The organism is Streptomyces sp. MCA2 (assembly GCF_023544705.1).
GTDB lineage: Bacteria > Actinomycetota > Actinomycetes > Streptomycetales > Streptomycetaceae > Streptomyces > Streptomyces decoyicus.
Map to the genome: position 1 here is coordinate 37,135 of NZ_JAMJFM010000049.1, position 16,164 is coordinate 53,298.

The 16,164-nt window shown below is 70.6% G+C and carries 16 protein-coding genes; 7 read left to right on the top strand and 9 right to left on the bottom strand.

Translation table 11 applies throughout. The features are described 5' to 3' along the window. Positions 1-84: 84 nt before the first annotated feature. The 3 genes from M8I34_RS31615 to M8I34_RS31625 are packed head-to-tail and all read left to right on the top strand — an operon-like array spanning position 85 to position 3,514. Positions 85-1,110 carry a carbohydrate ABC transporter permease gene (locus M8I34_RS31615; protein ID WP_250055309.1) on the top strand — a complete coding sequence of 342 codons (1,026 nt, stop codon included), beginning with the start codon at positions 85-87 and terminating at the stop codon, positions 1,108-1,110. Continuing rightward, the gene (locus M8I34_RS31620; RefSeq protein WP_250055311.1) at positions 1,107-1,937 is read left to right on the top strand and encodes a carbohydrate ABC transporter permease; all 831 of its coding nucleotides are present in this window, start codon (positions 1,107-1,109) and stop codon (positions 1,935-1,937) included. Before M8I34_RS31615 ends, M8I34_RS31620 begins: the two co-directional genes overlap by 4 nt. Before the next feature lie 8 nt (positions 1,938-1,945). After that, positions 1,946-3,514: a glycoside hydrolase family 3 protein gene (locus M8I34_RS31625; RefSeq protein WP_250055314.1), complete on the top strand. Its 1,569-nt coding sequence runs from the start codon at positions 1,946-1,948 to the stop codon at positions 3,512-3,514. Positions 3,515-4,155: 641 nt separating this feature from the next. Here the strand turns inward: M8I34_RS31625 and nagB are convergent. Both nagB and M8I34_RS31640 read right to left on the bottom strand, forming a co-directional pair. After that, positions 4,156-4,938 (bottom strand): glucosamine-6-phosphate deaminase, encoded by a 783-nt coding sequence (gene nagB, locus M8I34_RS31635; protein ID WP_244418775.1) that lies wholly within the window; start codon positions 4,936-4,938, stop codon positions 4,156-4,158. A 159-nt stretch (positions 4,939-5,097) separates the two neighbouring features. Beyond that, positions 5,098-5,871 (bottom strand): SDR family oxidoreductase, encoded by a 774-nt coding sequence (locus M8I34_RS31640; protein ID WP_250055316.1) that lies wholly within the window; start codon positions 5,869-5,871, stop codon positions 5,098-5,100. A gap of 136 nt (positions 5,872-6,007) precedes the next feature. On the opposite strand from M8I34_RS31640, the gene M8I34_RS31645 reads away from it, so the two are divergent. Both M8I34_RS31645 and M8I34_RS31650 read left to right on the top strand, forming a co-directional pair. After that, entirely contained in the window at positions 6,008-6,637 is a 630-nt protein-coding gene (locus M8I34_RS31645) for a TetR/AcrR family transcriptional regulator (protein ID WP_250055318.1), read from the top strand. A 441-nt stretch (positions 6,638-7,078) separates the two neighbouring features. Continuing rightward, a complete protein-coding gene (locus tag M8I34_RS31650) occupies positions 7,079-8,551 on the top strand; it encodes a sensor histidine kinase (protein WP_250055381.1) in 1,473 nt (490 codons plus the stop codon). Between the two features lie 175 nt (positions 8,552-8,726). On the opposite strand, the gene M8I34_RS31655 is transcribed toward M8I34_RS31650, so the two are convergent. Both M8I34_RS31655 and M8I34_RS31660 read right to left on the bottom strand, forming a co-directional pair. Beyond that, positions 8,727-8,984 carry a WhiB family transcriptional regulator gene (locus M8I34_RS31655; RefSeq protein WP_003983230.1) on the bottom strand — a complete coding sequence of 86 codons (258 nt, stop codon included), beginning with the start codon at positions 8,982-8,984 and terminating at the stop codon, positions 8,727-8,729. A 320-nt stretch (positions 8,985-9,304) separates the two neighbouring features. Next, a complete protein-coding gene (locus M8I34_RS31660) occupies positions 9,305-10,288 on the bottom strand; it encodes a diacylglycerol kinase family protein (protein WP_250055320.1) in 984 nt (327 codons plus the stop codon). Between the two features lie 95 nt (positions 10,289-10,383). Between M8I34_RS31660 and M8I34_RS31665 the strand changes: the two genes are divergently transcribed. Further along, on the top strand, positions 10,384-10,845 hold the full coding sequence (locus M8I34_RS31665) for a hypothetical protein (RefSeq protein ID WP_053209418.1): 462 nt from the start codon (positions 10,384-10,386) through the stop codon (positions 10,843-10,845). 113 nt (positions 10,846-10,958) lie between these two features. Here the strand turns inward: M8I34_RS31665 and M8I34_RS31670 are convergent, their stop codons facing one another. The 4 genes from M8I34_RS31670 to M8I34_RS31685 form a co-directional block, all read right to left on the bottom strand. Beyond that, positions 10,959-11,921, bottom strand: coding sequence for an RNA polymerase sigma factor SigF (locus M8I34_RS31670; protein ID WP_244420218.1), 963 nt, complete (start codon positions 11,919-11,921; stop codon positions 10,959-10,961). 43 nt (positions 11,922-11,964) lie between these two features. Further along, positions 11,965-12,378, bottom strand: coding sequence for an anti-sigma factor (locus tag M8I34_RS31675; RefSeq protein ID WP_003985353.1), 414 nt, complete (start codon positions 12,376-12,378; stop codon positions 11,965-11,967). Positions 12,379-12,670: 292 nt separating this feature from the next. Further along, complete coding sequence (locus tag M8I34_RS31680; protein ID WP_250055322.1) at positions 12,671-13,159, bottom strand: GNAT family N-acetyltransferase; 489 nt, start codon at positions 13,157-13,159, stop codon at positions 12,671-12,673. Between the two features lie 32 nt (positions 13,160-13,191). Next, positions 13,192-13,452: a UBP-type zinc finger domain-containing protein gene (locus tag M8I34_RS31685; RefSeq protein ID WP_250055324.1), complete on the bottom strand. Its 261-nt coding sequence runs from the start codon at positions 13,450-13,452 to the stop codon at positions 13,192-13,194. 59 nt (positions 13,453-13,511) lie between these two features. Between M8I34_RS31685 and M8I34_RS31690 the strand changes: the two genes are divergently transcribed. Then, positions 13,512-15,113, top strand: a complete 1,602-nt coding sequence (locus M8I34_RS31690; RefSeq protein WP_250055326.1) for a Na+/H+ antiporter — start codon at positions 13,512-13,514, stop codon at positions 15,111-15,113. A gap of 96 nt (positions 15,114-15,209) precedes the next feature. Here M8I34_RS31690 and M8I34_RS31695 read toward each other — a convergent pair whose 3' ends face one another. Beyond that, entirely contained in the window at positions 15,210-16,142 is a 933-nt protein-coding gene (locus tag M8I34_RS31695) for a 1-aminocyclopropane-1-carboxylate deaminase/D-cysteine desulfhydrase (RefSeq protein WP_250055328.1), read from the bottom strand. Between the last annotated feature and the right edge of the window lie 22 nt (positions 16,143-16,164).

Here is a 16,164-nt window from a genome sequence, read left to right on the forward strand (position 1 = left end):
GGCCGGCCGTTTCCCGGCCCCGCAGGCGTGTGGCGTTCCCGCAGGAGCACCGAGGATTCACGGCAGCAAGGGGGAGCAGGGCCCATGGCAGTGCAGCTCGACGACGCGGTGGACAAGACCGCGCCGCAGGCCGGCAAGGGAGGCGCACCGCCCACGCGGCGCGGAGGCGGCCGGCTGGGCAGGCGGGGTGCTCCTCGTCCTCCCGCCCGTCACACCCCTCATCCGTCCGCCCGCCGCGCCCCGTACCTCCTGCTGCTGCCGGCACTGCTCGCGACCGCGGTCTTCCTGGGCTGGCCCATGGTCCGCAACCTCCTGCTCTCCTTCCAGAACCTCAATATGAAGGAGCTGATCCAGCACCTCACCGACTGGCGCGGGACGGGGAACTACCAAGAGATCCTGGGCAGCGAGCAGTTCTGGCGGGTCACCGCACGCACCCTCGTCTTCACCGCGGTCAATGTCGTCCTGATCATGGTCCTCGGCGTGCTGATCGGACTGCTGCTGGCCCGGCTCGGCAAGAAGATGCGCCTCACGTTGTCCCTGGCGCTGGTGCTGGCCTGGGCCATGCCGGTGATCGCCGCCACCACCGTCTTCCAGTGGCTCTTCGACTCCCGCTACGGCGTCGTCAACTGGCTGCTGGACCAGGCCGGCTGGCACGCCATGGCCCACTACGACTGGGTCGGCACCCAGCTGTCCACCTTCTTCGTCATCACCGTACTGATCGTGTGGCAGTCGCTGCCCTTCGTGGCCCTGAACCTCTACGCCGCCACCACGACCATCCCCAGGGAGCTCTACGAAGCGGCCCGGATGGACGGCGCCGGCACCTGGCAGGTCTTCACCTCCGTCACCTTCCCGTTCCTCAAGCCCTTCTTCCTGGCCACGACGTTCCTGGAGATCATCTGGGTCTTCAAGGCGTTCCCGCAGATCTTTGCGATCAACGAGGGCGGCCCCGACCGGCTCACCGAGACGCTGCCCATCTACGCCTTCACCGAGGGCGTCGGCAACCTCCACTTCGGCATGGGGGCCGCCATCTCGCTGCTGACGATCGCGGTGCTGCTGGTGATGACCGCGTACTACCTGCGTCTGACCCTCAAGCAGGAGGAGGAGCTGTGAAGCGCTCGCTCGCCGGCCGCATCTGGCCCAACGCCACGGCGATCGTGCTCGCCCTCGGTTTCGCCTTCCCCGTCTACTGGATGTTCAGCACGGCCTTCAAGCCGACCCGGGACATCATCACCGAGGACCCCGTGTGGTTCCCCTTCCACGGCACCGCCGAGCACTTCGTGACGGCCGTGAACGCTCCGCACTTCTGGACGCTGGCCGGGAACTCGGTCCTGGTGACCGTGCTCGCCGTCGGTCTGTCGCTGGTCATCGCGCTCTGCGGGGCCTTCGCCCTGACCCGGATGCGCTTCAGGGGCCGCAAGGGCATCCTGCTGACCTTCATGATCGCCCAGATGGCCCCCTGGGAGGTCATGGTGATCTCGATCTACCTGATCGTCCGGGACGCGGACCTGCTCAACAGCCTCCTGCCGCTCACCTGCTTCTACATGCTGATGGTGCTGCCCTTCACCCTTCTGACGCTGCGTGGCTATGTCGCCGCGGTGCCCAAGGAACTGGAGGAGTCCGCGATGGTCGACGGCTGCTCGCGCCGGCAGGCGTTCCTCAAGGTGGTCTTCCCGCTGCTGGCCCCCGGCCTGATGGCCACGTCGCTCTTCGGTTTCATCACCGCCTGGAACGAATTCCCGCTCGTACTGGTCCTCAACAAGGAGCCGGCCATGGGCACCCTGCCGTTGTGGCTCTCACAGTTCCAGAGCCAGTTCGGCGACGACTGGGGTGCCACCATGGCTGCCGCTTCGATCTTCGCCGTCCCGATCCTGGTCCTCTTCCTGTTCCTGCAACGCAAGGCGGTCGGCGGTCTCACCTCCGGCGCAGTGAAGGGATAACGCAGTCCATGACGCCTCTCGTACGCTCCGTACGCTCCGCCGACACCCTCACCCGCGACGCGCTGGCCGTCCTCCAGCCCGGCTTCACCGGCACCACCGCCCCCGACTGGCTGCTGCGCCGGCTCGGCGAAGGACTGGCCTCGGTCGGCCTCTTCGGACGCAATGTCGCCGACCCCGCCCAACTCTCTTCCCTGACCGCACAGTTGCGTGCCGAACGGGAGGACGTCCTCGTTGCCATCGACGAGGAAGGCGGCGATGTCACCCGGCTCGAAGTGCGCGGCGGCTCCTCCTTCCCCGGCAACCATGCGCTCGGCGCCGTCGACGACACCGCACTGACTCGCAAGGTCGCCCGTGAGCTCGGCCGCCGGCTGGCCGCGTGCGGCATCAACCTCAACTGGGCACCCTCCGCCGACGTCAACTCCAACCCCGCCAACCCGGTCATCGGCGTCCGCTCCTTCGGCGCCGATCCGCGGCTGGTCGCCCGGCACACCGCCGCCTACGTCGACGGCCTCCAGTCCGGCGGCGTCGCCGCCTGCACCAAGCACTTCCCCGGCCACGGTGACACCGCCGTCGACTCCCACCACGATCTGCCGCACATCGCCGCCGATCTGGCCACCCTCCAGGAACGGGAACTGGTGCCGTTCCGCGCCGCCGTCGCCGCCGGCACCCGGGCCGTGATGAGCGCACACATCCTGCTGCCCGCCCTGGACGGCGAGCGCCCCGCCACGCTCAGCCCGGCCGCGCTGCACGGTCTGCTGCGCGCCCCCGCCGCCGAGGGCGGCCTCGGCTTCGACGGGCTGATCGTCACCGACGGGATGGAGATGCAGGCCATCTCCGCCACCTACGGCATCGAACGCGGCAGCGTGCTGGCCATCGCGGCCGGTGCCGACGCCATCTGTGTGGGCGGCGGACTGGCGGACGAGGACACCGTGCTGCGGTTGCGTGACGCGTTGGTGAGGGCGGTGCACGACGGCGAGCTGCCGGAGAGCCGGCTCGCCGACGCCGCGGCACGGGTGCACGCCCTGGCCCGCTGGACCCGGAGCGCGAGCGCGGGGGAGGGGGCCGCGCCCGCGCCCGGTATCGGCCTCACCGCGGCCCGGCGTGCCCTGCGCCTCACCGCCGACGGCCCGTACGAGCCCCTGACCGCGCCCGCATACGTCGCCGCCTTCACCCCCCTTGCCAACATCGCCGTGGGGGACGACACCCCCTGGGGCGTCGCCGCCGAACTGGCCCGCCTTCTCCCGGGCACCGAGACCGCCACCTGCACCGCCGCGTCCGCCGCCGCGGCCGGCCCCGCCGCGCTGATCGACGACCTGCTCACGGCGGCCGGTGACCGCCGCGTCGTCGCCGTGGTCCGCGATGTCCACCGCCACCCCTGGATGGCCGACGCGCTGCACACCCTCCTCGCCGCCCGCCCCGACACCGCGGTCGTCGAAATGGGCGTCCCCCAGTCCCCGCCCCGGGGCGCACCCCATATCGCCACCCATGGCGCCGCCCGGGTCTGCGGCCGAGCCGCCGCCGAAGCCCTCACGGGCCTCACCCCCACGAACGGGGGCGAGCACCACCACACTCCGTAGAACCCGACGCGGAACGCCAACGCCCCGGCAGGGACAGCCACCTGGCGGGACCTGCCGTTCGTGCCTGCGGGCCCCTCGTGCCTGCGGCACCCGCCGCTCGTCCCTGCGGGACCTGCTGCTCGTCTCTGCGGACCTGCCGTTCGTGCCTGCGGACCTGCTGCTCGTCTCTGCGGACCTGTTGTTCGTGCTTGCGGGACCCGCCGCTCGTCCCTGCGGCGTCTTTCGCTCGTCCCTGCGGAAACTGCCGCTCGCTCAGGGCCCACAACCGGTACCCGTAGACGACGCAGATGACGCGGCAGGGGCGTTCCACCGGACCACCCTGGGTCGCGTCTCGGCCGCACCCCGGGTCGTGTCCCGACTGCACCCGGGTCGCGTCTCGGCCGCACCCCGGGTCGTGTCCCGACTGCACCCGGGTCGTGTCTCGGCCGCGCCCCGGGTCGTGTCCCGACTGCACCCGGGTCGTGTCTCGGCCGCGCCCCGGGTCGTGTCCCGACTGCACCCGGGTCGTGTCTCGGCCGCGCCCCGGGCCGTGTCCCGTCCGCACCCCGGCCCCGTGTCCCCGCTGCACTCCGGCCGCGTACCCGCCGCGCCCCGGCGGGATCCCCCGCCCCAGGACGCGCCGAAAGACCCGCCTCCCCGCCCTAGATGCCCTGCCAGTCCGGCTTCGCGGCGTAGGTGGCGCGGAAGTAGTCGGCGAGCTTCAGCTTGGCGGCCGCGGCCTCGTCCACGACGACCGTGGCATGCGGATGGAGTTGCAGTGCCGACGCCGGGACCAGCGCGGCGACCGGGCCCTCGACGGCGTGGGCCACGGCATCGGCCTTGCCCTCGCCGGTGGCGAGCAGTACCAGGTGGCGGGCCTCCAGGATGGTGCCGATGCCCTGGGTGATGACGTGGTGCGGGACCTCGTCGAGGCTGTCGAAGAACCGGGCGTTGTCCTCCCTGGTCTGCCGGGTCAGCGTCTTGATACGGGTACGCGAAGCGAGCGACGAGCAGGGTTCGTTGAAACCGATGTGGCCGTCCGTGCCGATGCCGAGCAGCTGGAGGTCCACCCCGCCGGCCTCGCTCAGCGCACGGTCGTACGCCTCGCAGGCGGCCTGGACGTCCTCGGCCGAACCGTCGGGCCCCATGAACGAGTCCTCGCCGAGGCCGAGCGGCTCGACCACCTCGCGCAGCACCACCGAACGGTAGGACTCGGGGTGCCCGGCAGGCAGGCCGACGTACTCGTCGAGCTGGCAGATGCGCGCCCGTGAGGCGTCCACCGCACCGGCCCGGACCTTCGCCGCCAGGGCCTCGTAGATGGGCAACGGGGTAGAGCCGGTGGCCACACCGAGCAGCGCGTCGGGCTTACGGCGCAGCAGGGTGGCGAGGGCCCCCGCGATCAGCTCGCCGCCTGCCGTGGCGTCCGGAACGATGACAACTTCCACGCTTGGCCTGCCGTTCTGGAGAATGGTCTCATGTGGTATAGACCAATCTAGCAGAGGGCGGGCCCCGGAACCCGTTGGCGCATCCGAACGGCCGGGCGCGTTTTCCCGTCGCTCCGGTGGCCGTCCGGCCACCTGGCCGTGCGGCCGGACGGCGACCCGTCAGAGCAGCGCACCGCCCGTCGCGTCGATCCACTGGCCCGTCACCCAGCGGCTGTCGTCCGAGGCCAGAAAGGCGACGACGTCACCGATCTCGGTGGGGCCGGCGATCCGGCCCAGCGGGGATATCCCCTTGACCCGCTCCTGCGCCTCGGCATTGGCCTCGCCGCGCAGCCAGGCCGCGTTCATATCGGTGTTCACCGCCCCCGGCGCCACCGCGTTGACCGTGATCCCGCGCGGGCCCAAGATCTTGGCGAGGGTCGAGGTGAACACATTGACCGCTGCCTTGGACATGGCGTAGCCGATCAGCTCGGGCTTGGCCGCGCCATGCGTTTGCCCCGTCGAGAGGTTGATGATCCGCCCGCCGTCCCGCAGGCGGGTCAGCCCCTCCTGGACGATGAAGAACGGCGCCTTGGTGTTGACCGCGAAGAGGTGGTCGAAATCGTCGGCCGTCAGCTCGCCGATGCCCTTGAGTGTTCCGTCGACGGCCTTGTTGATCCCGGCGTTGTTGACCAGGATGTCCACGCCCTCGGCCTGGGCGTCGAACGCGGTCCACAGTGCCCCGGCGTCTCCTGCCGCCCCCAGTTCGGCCTGGATCGTGAAGGCCTGGCCCCCCGCGGCCTCGATCGCCGAGACCGTGTCCTTGGCCGCCGCCTCGTCGCGCCCGTAATGCACGGCCACCCGCGCGCCGTCCCTCCCCAGCCGCTCCGAGATCGCCCGGCCGATCCCCCTGCCGCCGCCGGTCACCAATGCCGTCCTGCCGCTGAGCGCACCCATGGCATGCCCCTCCCTGGTCCGAATGTGAACGCGCCCCCCACGGGAACACGCAGGTCCTTGCGCCGAGCGCTTTGTGTATCGCTCACTACAAAAAACCGTAGCACGCCTTCCGTACCGACCGCTATAGAATTCCGTCATGGCGACCAAGGAGAGCAAGCAGCGCGGCCGGCCCCGGTCCTTCGACCGGGAGACGGCGCTGGAACAGGCGGTCCGGTCCTTCTGGGAGCGGGGCTACGAGGCCACCTCGATCTCCGACCTCACCCGCGCCATGGGCATCGGCGCCCCCAGCCTCTACGCCGCCTTCGGCGACAAGCGGGCACTGTTCGACGAGGTCGTGGCCGAGTACGGACGGCACTACGGAGGCTTTCTCTCCCGCGCCGTCGCCGAGGAGCCGACCGCCCGCCGGGGTGTCGAACGGGGGCTGCGCGAGGCCGCGGTCGAATACACCCTCCCCGGCCGCCCCCGCGGCTGCCTCGTCATCAGCGCCGCTCTGAACATCTCGCCCGCGTCATCCGAAGTCGCCGCTTTCCTGCGGGAGAAGAGGCTGTCGAACGTCCGGGAGATCGCCGATGCCATCCGGGCGGACATCGCCTCCGGCGAGCTTCCTCCCGACACGGACGCGGGCGCGCTGGCCGCCTTCGTCGGTGCCGTCATCCAGGGCATGTCCCAGGGGGCACGGGACGGCGCGGAGCGCACGGAACTGGAGTCGATCGCCGAGCTGGCGTTGAAGGCCTGGCCGGAGAGTGTGAGCGAGCCGGCCCGCTGAAGGCCTGGCGTGCGAGGGCGGGCGGGAAGGCTAGCTGAAGGCCTGGCCGGAAAGGGTGAGCCGGAAGGCCGCGGAAGGCCTGGCGTGTGAGGGGCAGACGAGAAGGCCCGCCGAAGACCCCGGAAGCACCCGCGGGCCGCGGCGCCGGGACAGGACCCTCAACCTGTCCGGCACCGCAGCCCGGAGCTGACATCGGCCGGCCCCGCCTTGCGGGCGGAAGGCACCCCTGTGTGCGGTAGGGGTGCGGTCCCGTCCAGGGACCGGTCGATCGGAGGCCTCGGCGCAGTCAGGGCAGAGAGCGCTTTCGGCCTCGTTCCGCTCTCCTGTGCGGGGAGAGCGGAGGTCTGTGCTGAATTCTGGACTAGACCATTCTCACTTGTCCATGCCCGTGCAGACACAACAGATACACCGTACGCCGGTAGGCTCCAAGACGTGCCCTCCATGAACGATCTCGTACGCCAGCACACCGCTCTGAGCGACACCGACCTCGAGTGGCTCCATCTGCTGGTCTCGGAGTGGCAGCTGCTCTCCGACCTCTCCTTCGCCGACCTCGTGCTGTGGGTCCCCACCCTCGACGGGACCCGCTATGTATCGGTCGCCCAGATGCGGCCCAATACGGGCCCCACCTCCTATCAGGACGACATGGTCGGCCATCTCGTTCCCCGCGGCCGCCGCCCGATGCTGGACTCCGCCCTGGACGAGGGCCGCATCGTGCGGGAGGGCGACCCGGAGTGGCGGGAGGAGGTGCCGGTACGCGTCGAGTCCATCCCGGTGCGCCGCGAGGGCCGGGTGCTCGGTGTGATCGCCCGCAACACCAATCTGCTGACCGTGCGCACCCCCAGCCGGCTGGAGCTCACCTACCTCCAGAGCGCGTCCGACCTTGCCCAGATGATCGCTGCCGGAACGTTTCCCTTCCCCGGCCAGCAGGTCGACATGGACGCCTCGCCGCGGGCCGGCGACGGACTGATCCGGCTCGACGCGGACGGTGTCGTCCAGTACGCCAGTCCCAATGCGCTCTCCGCCTACCACCGGCTCGGCCTCGCCGCCGACCTCGTGGGCCATCACCTCGGCCAGACCACCGCCGAACTGGCGCCCGCCCGCGGCCCGGTGGACGAGGCACTGGTCAAGCTGGCCAGCGGCTGGGCTCCCCGGGAATTCGAGGTCGAGGGCGAAGAAGGCGTCATTCAATTGCGCGCCATTCCGCTCAAACCGAAGGGGACGCACAGCGGTTCACTGGTTCTGCTGCGTGATGTGACCGAACTGAGACGTCGTGAGCGGGAACTGATCACCAAGGACGCCACCATCCGGGAAATCCACCACCGGGTGAAGAACAATTTGCAGACGGTTGCCGCGCTGCTGCGGTTGCAGTCCCGCCGAATGGATTCCGAACAGGGCCGCGACGCGCTCAACGAGGCCGTACGCAGGGTCGGTTCGATCGCGATCGTGCACGAGACGCTGTCCCAGACCCTCGATGAACGGGTCGAGTTCGACGAGATCGCGGACCGGGTGCTGGCCATGGTCGCGGAGATCTCCCCGGGCAAGGTGACCGCCCGGCGCACCGGCCGTTTCGGGATCCTGGACGCGGAGGTGGCCACCCCGCTGTCGATGGTGCTCACCGAGGTGCTCCAGAACGCCCTGGAGCACGCCTTCGACCAGGCGGAGCAGGGCACGGTCGAGGTCGCCGCGGTGCGTGGCGGCAGCCGTACCGAGCCGCGGCTGCTGGTCACCGTCCAGGACAACGGCCGCGGCCTGCCCGAGGGATTCGATCCGCATCGCGCCGGCAACCTGGGGCTCCAGATCGTACGGACCCTGGTGGAGGGGGAGTTGGGCGGGAAGTTCGACATGGTGCCCGCGCCCGAGCGCGGTACGCAGGTCATCTTCGACGTGCCCGTGCGCGCCGAGAAGCCGCACTGACAACCGGGCCGGCCACGGGTACCGCCCGCGGACCGGCCCTGAACAGCAGGAAGCCCCGGACCCATCTGGTCCGGGGCTCAAAGCTGTTGCGATGCGATAACGACCGGGCCTGTCAGCTCCGGGGGTGCATCGGGTGTACTGCGCGCTGCGGCTCGGGGGCCACGGGGCTACTGGCTCAGGCGCTGGCGTTGCGCGCCCGGTTGCGAGCTGCACGGCGCTTCATCGCGCGGCGCTCGTCCTCGCTCAGACCACCCCAGACGCCGGAGTCCTGGCCGGACTCGAGCGCCCACTGCAGGCACTGCTCCATGACGGGGCAGCGGCGGCAGACGGCCTTGGCTTCCTCGATCTGCAGCAGCGCAGGACCGGTGTTGCCGATAGGGAAGAAGAGCTCGGGGTCTTCCTCGCGGCAAACGGCGCGGTGACGCCAGTCCATGGCTGCTCCATCTCCTCGTGTGACGGGATCGTTGCTTGTGAATGTGAACGCTTTCACGAATCCCTCCACAAGGGAAGGGCCGAACTCCAGTTGAGAACTGGTGCGGTCCTGTGGAATGAGGAGGAGGATTCGGGCTCTCAAGGGGGCCGGTAAAGCGGCCGTCCCGATCGCCATGAAGAGACTCGCAAACCTCGGCGGCGGATACAACCCCTTCCGGAAACTTTTTTTTGATTCCTTGGTGTCGCCTAGCTCACAGCCGTCATTCCAGGGGGTGGAAACCAGTCTAAACGTTCGAGTGAAAGGACTTTAGGCCCTACTGCTCACACAATCACACGCAGTGCACGGCGAACGCCTGTGAACGTCACACTCGTACGCAGCCCCAGGTGGTCACCGTCCATCTGGAAGGGGAGTGGGACCTGCGAATGCAAGGTGAAGTTCGTGAGGTCGTGAAGTGAGAGTGCGTGCTTGCCGCGGGGCCCGCGCTGTGGTGTTGACGTCAGCAGCTGGGTGGCGTACCGGGTCACCGCGGGCGGGGAGAGCTTGCTCAGTGCGAACAGATCCAGGGCCGTGTCGAACGAGGCGTCCGGGGACGGGTAGATCGGCCGGTTGCCCAGGTAGGACCACGGAGCGGTGTTGCAGATTATGGCCAGCGCGAGGTCCTCGACACGCTCCGCCGCACCCTCGGCCCCGCCAGGGCGTTCGAGGGTGATGACGTTCCGCCGGCGGTTCGCCTCGGCCAGGAACTGCCGTACGACCTGTCGCACGTACAGGGCGTGGGTCGAACGCTTGCCGCGTTCGCGCTGCTGCTCGACCCGGCCGACCACGCCGGCGTCAAAACCGAAGCCCGCGCAGAAGGTGAACCAGCGCTCCGGTACGCCCTCGTCCTCGCTGCCCGGTGTGCCCGCGGCGAGCCCCAGGCCGATCGTGCGCTCGCTGCCGTCGCGCAGCGCGTCCAGCAGGGCGCCGGTCGCCTCCACCACATCGTTGGGGAGTCCGAGCGCGCGGGCGAAGACATTGGTGGACCCGCCGGGGACGACGGCGAGCCGGGGATGCGACTCCGGATCGGGGCCGTTCGCCAGCAGACCGTTGACGACCTCGTTGACCGTGCCGTCGCCGCCGAGCGCCACCACCAGGTCGGTCTCCCCGCCCTCCGTGGCCTGCCGGGCAAGATCACGGGCATGTCCGCGGTACTGCGTCTGTGCGACCTCCAGCTTGAGGTCACTGGCGAGCGCGTGGGTGAGTACCTCACGGGTGCGGGCACTGGTGGTGGTTGCTGCGGGATTGACCACAAGAAGTGCGCGCATATGGAGCAGCGTACCTACCTGCTGGTACCGGCCCTACGTCCCGTCCGGGTCCGGGGCGGCCCCGCAGGCCGGAGCGCCGGCGCTACCCTGCTGGGGTGAGCAGTCAGCAGAAACAGTCCGCTTCCCGAGCCGCCGGCGCCCCCACCGCGCCCGAGCCGACCGGCCCGCGGCCCGCCCGGCTGAGCGCCGCAGCGGCGCTCACCGCGGTCGAAGGGCTCGCGCTGGCCGCCCTCGGCGCGTACATGCTGATCATGGGGCTCGCCGGTTCGCCGGACAGTCCGCAGCAGGCGGAGATGGGCGGGCTGACCGTTCTGGCGCTCGCGGTGCTGCCGCTGGTGGCCGCGCGGGGGCTGTGGCTGCGCCGCCGCTGGAGCCGGGGCCCCTCGCTGATCACCCAGATCGTGGCGCTGCCGGTGGCCTGGACGCTCGTCAACGGCGGCGGCGCGCTGATCGCGGCCGGCGTCGGGCTGGCCGTGGCCGCGCTGGTCGTGCTCGTCCTGTTGGTCAATCCGACGGCCACCGAGGCGCTGGGCATCGGGCCGCGGGAGACGCCCTGAGGGCCGTCCCGTGTGCTGCCCGTCCGTAGGGCCGGGCCTGACGGGAAGGACCGGGCCCGCAACGTACGAGGGGCGGAGTCCGTAAGACCCCGCCCGCCCCGTTCATTCGTCGCTCACTCCTCGACGAGGAGCTTGTCGCGCAGCTGGGCGAGGGTGCGCGCCAGCAGGCGGGAGACGTGCATCTGGGAGATGCCGACCTCCTGGGCGATCTGCGACTGGGTCATGTTGCCGAAGAAGCGCAGCAGCAGGATCTTCTTCTCGCGCGGCGGGAGGTCCTCCAGCAACGGTTTGAGGGACTCGCGGTACTCCACGCCCTCCAGCGCCTCGTCCTCGGCGCCGAGGGTGTCGGCGACGGCCGGGGACTCGTCGTCGGTGTCCGGAACGTCCAGGGAGAGGGTGCTGTAGGCGTTGGCGGACTCCAGCCCCTCCAGGACCTCCTCCTCGGAGATCGCCAGATGCTCGGCCAGTTCATGGACCGTGGGCGCCCGCCCGTGCCGCTGGGACAGCTCGGCGGTCGCGGTGGTCAGTGACAGCCGCAGTTCCTGGAGGCGGCGCGGGACACGGACCGCCCAGCCCTTGTCGCGGAAGTGCCGCTTGATCTCGCCGACGACGGTGGGGGTGGCGTAGGTGGAGAACTCCACGCCGCGGTCCGGGTCGAAGCGGTCCACGGACTTGATCAGGCCGATGGTGGCGACCTGGGTCAGATCGTCCAGCGGCTCACCACGGTTGCGGAACCGCCGGGCCAGATGCTCGACGAGCGGGAGGTGCATACGGACGAGGGTGTTGCGCAGCTCCGCGCGCTCCGGGGAGCCGTCGGGGAGCTTGCGCAGCTCGTAGAACATCGCCCGGGCGCCGCTGCGGTCGTGCGGCTGCGCCTGGGAATGCTGTGGTTCTTGCAGCTGGTGTTCGGGGGCCGGCGCATCGTGCTGATGCGCCTGCTGTCCCGGCTGCTCGCTCTGCTCCATGTGGTCCGCCCGCTCTGCCTGCTCCGCCGCGTCCAACCGGCCGCCGTGGTCGTCCACTCCCACCGGATGCGGCCGGGCCTGCTGCTCGGGGATGGTCGCACTGGACGCCATCCGCCCGCCGCGTTCGAGATCTTTCACGGGGCCCCCTGTTCGGTCATGACGGTCCGGGACCGGCGCCGCGCTCCTTGTACAGACTGATGGTGACCGTACGGTCCTCGGCGACCGTGGAGTCGACCTTGCCGGCCAGTGCGGAGAGCACCGTCCAGGCGAAGGTGTCGCGCTCCGGGGCACGGCCGTCGGTCGTCGGGGCGGACACGGTCACTTGCAGTGCGTCGTCGATGAGGCGGAAGACGCAGCTCAGCACACTGCCGGGGACGGCCTGTTGCAGCAGGATCGCGCAGGCCTCGTCGACCGCGATGCGCAGATCCTCGATCTCGTCGAGGGTGAAGTCCAAGCGGGCTGCGAGGCCGGCCGTGGCCGTTCGCAGCACGGACAGGTAGGCACCCGCAGCGGGCAGACGGACTTCCACGAAGTCCTGAGTCCCGGGCTCGCCTGCGATCTGGGACACCCTCACCTCCAAGGTGGCACAAGCTGGTTGAGCTGGAATGCGCGATTTTCGCGTTGTTCGGGATATTTCGCGCCGGTCTTCTCTCCCCTCGGATGAAAGGAGAACGATCCGGCGCGGCACATGGTTCGGCTGAGACGCTATCGCGATCTGCGGGCCGGTGTCGCCCGGAAGGCGCACGGCTGCCGTCCGGCGGCGATCCGGCCCCGGGTCGCCCGGCGCCGTCACTGTCACTGATTGTAAAGCCACGGGTACGGACAGTGGCTAGGGGTGTGCACTGTCAAATCGATGCCGATTACGCTCCGTTGACACGCGAGCCGCCCGCAAGGTTGTGCAGTGCCTCTCCAGTGAGCCGGAAGACCGTCCATTCGTCCATGGGCTGAGCACCGACGGACCGGTAAAAACCGATGGACGGTTCATTCCAATCCAGGACTGGCCACTCGAAACGCTCGTATCCGCGGGCCACGCAGATCTCCGCGAGGGCCGCGAGCAGCGCCTTGCCGTGGCCGCCGCCGCGTGCCTCGGGACGGACGTACAGGTCCTCCAGATAGACACCGTGCGTGCCGGTCCACGTCGAGAAGTTCCGGAACCACAGGGCAAAGCCCACCGGGGCGCCGTCGGCCTCCGCGATCAGTGCGAAGGCGGCCGGCTGCGGTCCGAAGAGGGCTTCGGCGAGCTGCGGCTCGGTGGCCCGCGCGGCCTCGGAGGCGTGCTCGTACGCCGCCAGCTCGCCGATCATGGCCAGGATGACGGGGACGTCGTCGGGGGTCGCTTCGCGGATCATAGATGCAGGCTAAACGGGTGCCCGGAGATGCTTCACACCAGTTTCTGGTCGGTGAAGCACCAGCACCAGGACTCGCCCGGTTCGTGCGTCCGCATCACGGGATGGCCGGTCTCCTCGAAATGCCGGGTCGCATGACGGTACGGCGACGAATCGCAGCAGCCGACATGGCCGCAGACCAGGCACTTCCGCAGCTGTACGGGGTGGCTGCCGACGGCCAGGCACTCCAGGCAGGTGGCGCTCAGGGGGCCCGGTTCGGGGCGCGGCAGCTCGGCAACATGGGTGCACTCGCTCATGATGGCCAGGTTAGATCGCCGGGACGGGTGGCGGAGAGTATGGGGACGGGACGGGGCCGATGGCTGTGATGCCGCTGTTTTTTCTGGTCGCGGGGAGCACGGCGATCGCCGGGCTGGCGCGCCGCACACCCGTCCCGGCGCCGCTGGTCCTGGTCACCGCGGGGCTCGTGGCGTCCTTCATCCCGGGCATCCCGGACTACACCCTCGATCCGCACATCGTGCTGCCGCTGGTGCTGCCCCCGTTGCTGCACAGTGCGGCGCTGGACGCCTCGTATCTGGATCTGCGGGCCAATCTGCGGCCGGTGGCGCTGCTGTCGGTCGGCTATGTCCTGGTCGCGACGTTCCTGGTCGGCTATGTCGCCTACCTCGTCATCCCCGGTCTGCCGCTGGCCGCCGCCCTGGTCCTGGGAGCCGTCGTCGCCCCGCCGGACGCCGTCGCGGCCACCGCCATCGCCCGCAGGCTCGGGCTGCCGCACCGGGTCACCACGATCCTCCAGGGCGAATCGCTGTTCAACGACGCCACCGCGATCACCGTGTACAAGGTCCTGCTGGCGGCGGCCCTCGGGGCCGGCGCCGGCTGGGGCGAGGGGATCAAGGAGTTCGCCGTCGCCTCGCTGGGCGGCATCGGCATCGGTGTCGTCCTGATGGTGCCGCTGCACTGGCTGCGCGTCCGGCTGCGCGAGTCGGCGCTGCTGGAGAACACCCTCTCGCTGCTCATCCCGTTCTTCGCCTATGCGGCGGCCGAGCAGCTCCACGCCTCCGGGGTGCTCGCTGTCGTCGTGGTCGGCCTCTACCTGGGGCACCGCTCCTGGCAGGTCGACTTCGAGACCCGGCTCCAGGAGGACGCCGTCTGGAAGGTGGTCTCCTTCGTCCTGGAGTCCGCGGTCTTCGCGCTGATCGGGCTCCAGCTGCGGGTGGTGCTGCGCGGGCTGGGGGAGTTCGGCGCGGCGCAGGCCGTCTGGTACGCGGTCGTGGTGTTCGTCGTCGTGGTCGTGTCGCGCTTCGTGTGGGTCCTTCCCACGACGTATCTGCCCCGCGTCCTGTCGGCCCGGATCCGTGCCCGCGAGCCGGACACGACCTGGAAGGGGCCGGTCATCGTCGCCTGGGCGGGGATGCGTGGTGTGGTGTCGCTGGCCATCGCGTTCTCCATCCCGCCGACCGTGCCCGGCGACGGTTCCTTCCCGGCCCGCAACCTCGTGCTCTTCCTGGCCTTCACCACCGTCATCGCCACCCTCGTCATCCAGGGACTGACGCTGCCGCCGCTGATCCGCGTGCTGAAGCTGCCCGGCCCGGACCTCAAGGCCGAGACGCTCGCCGAGGCGCAGGCGCAGAACGAGGCCTCGCGCGCCGCCGAGGAGCGCCTGGAGGAGCTCCTCCGGGACGAGCGCAACGCGCTGCCGGGACCGCTCGCGGACCGGTTGCGCACGATCATGGAGCGGCGCCGCAACTCCGTGTGGGAGCGGCTCGGCGCGGTCAACGAGGTGACCGGGGAGTCCGCCGACGAGACCTACCGACGGCTGGCCCGGGAGATCATCGACACCGAGCGGCGGGTGTTCGTCCAGCTGCGGGACGCCCGCCGGATCGATGACGAGATGCTGCGGACGCTGCTGCGCAGGCTGGATCTGGAGGAGGCGACGGCCTACCGGGAGGGCGCCTCGTAGCCGTGGCGGACGGCCGGGACGGGACGCCGTGGACAGGCCGCCGGCAGTCCGTGGGCCGGGCGCGGACCGGGCGCGGCCCCGGCCGGGAGCTTCGGTTCAGGGCGTGCCGGTGATCACGGCGGCCACCGTGCTGCCGGGAGCGAAGGCGCCCTCCTCGGCCAGCGTCGTCAGCCCGTACAGCAGCTTGGCGACATAGACCCGCTCCACGGGCAGCCCGTGCCGGTCCTCGAAGGCGGCCGCGAAGGCGTCCAGTTCCGGGGTGCGGCGGGCGTAGCCGCCGCAGTGGAAGCGGTCGTCCAGCCGCCAGTCGCCGCGCGGCCCGCCGAACGCCGCGCGCTGTAGCTCCTCGACCGTCTCCTGGAGGAAGTGCGGGCGGCCGCCCTTGAGTACGGGAAGCCCCAGCGCGCGCTGCCCCGGCCCCAGCCCCGCGGCGAGCCCGGCCAGTGTGCCGCCCGTTCCGCAGGCCACCGCCACCGTGTCCGCGACCCCGCGCAGCTCCCGGCCCAGCTCCGTACAGCCTTGTGCGGCAAGGGAGTTGCTGCCGCCCTCCGGTATGACCCGGAAGTCGCCGAAGCGGTCGTGCAGGGTGGCGAGCACGTCCGGGTCGCCGGTGCGGCGGTAGCGGGCGCGGTCGAGGAAGTACAGCCGCATACCGTCGGCGGCGCAGCGGGCCAGCGACGGATTGAGCGGTGCGTCGGCCAGTTCGTCGCCGCGGACCACACCGATGGTGGTGAAGCCGAGCAGCCGGCCGGCCGCCGCGGTGGCCCGCAGATGGTTGGAGTAGGCGCCGCCGAAGGTCAGCAGCGCGCGGTCGCCCGCCGCGGCCGCGGCCCGCAGGTTCGGTGCCAGCTTGCGCCATTTGTTGCCCGGCAGATCCGGGTGGATCAGATCGTCCCGCTTGAACAGCAGCCGTACGCCGCGGCGCGCGAACGGCGCGTCCTCGATCTCCTGGACGGGCGAGGGCAGCCGGGGGCGCAGGGCGTGCGGATCCGGCAGCGGGCCGGGGGCGGTGCTGGTCACGCTGCCCATTGTCGCGGGCGGCGGCGGGGCG

What these genes read in the sequence shown, in the direction of transcription:
- M8I34_RS31615 (WP_250055309.1), top strand. Translation starts at nt 85, where the DNA reads ATGGCAGTGCAGCTCGACGACGCGGTGGACAAGACCGCGCCGCAGGCC.
- M8I34_RS31625 (WP_250055314.1), top strand. Translation starts at nt 1,946, where the DNA reads ATGACGCCTCTCGTACGCTCCGTACGCTCCGCCGACACCCTCACCCGC.
- M8I34_RS31640 (WP_250055316.1), bottom strand. Translation starts at nt 5,871, where the DNA reads ATGGGTGCGCTCAGCGGCAGGACGGCATTGGTGACCGGCGGCGGCAGG.
- M8I34_RS31645 (WP_250055318.1), top strand. Translation starts at nt 6,008, where the DNA reads ATGGCGACCAAGGAGAGCAAGCAGCGCGGCCGGCCCCGGTCCTTCGAC.
- M8I34_RS31650 (WP_250055381.1), top strand. Translation starts at nt 7,079, where the DNA reads ATGAACGATCTCGTACGCCAGCACACCGCTCTGAGCGACACCGACCTC.
- M8I34_RS31655 (WP_003983230.1), bottom strand. Translation starts at nt 8,984, where the DNA reads ATGGACTGGCGTCACCGCGCCGTTTGCCGCGAGGAAGACCCCGAGCTC.
- M8I34_RS31660 (WP_250055320.1), bottom strand. Translation starts at nt 10,288, where the DNA reads ATGCGCGCACTTCTTGTGGTCAATCCCGCAGCAACCACCACCAGTGCC.
- M8I34_RS31670 (WP_244420218.1), bottom strand. Translation starts at nt 11,921, where the DNA reads ATGGCGTCCAGTGCGACCATCCCCGAGCAGCAGGCCCGGCCGCATCCG.
- M8I34_RS31680 (WP_250055322.1), bottom strand. Translation starts at nt 13,159, where the DNA reads ATGATCCGCGAAGCGACCCCCGACGACGTCCCCGTCATCCTGGCCATG.
- M8I34_RS31685 (WP_250055324.1), bottom strand. Translation starts at nt 13,452, where the DNA reads ATGAGCGAGTGCACCCATGTTGCCGAGCTGCCGCGCCCCGAACCGGGC.
- M8I34_RS31690 (WP_250055326.1), top strand. Translation starts at nt 13,512, where the DNA reads ATGGCTGTGATGCCGCTGTTTTTTCTGGTCGCGGGGAGCACGGCGATC.
- M8I34_RS31695 (WP_250055328.1), bottom strand. Translation starts at nt 16,142, where the DNA reads ATGGGCAGCGTGACCAGCACCGCCCCCGGCCCGCTGCCGGATCCGCAC.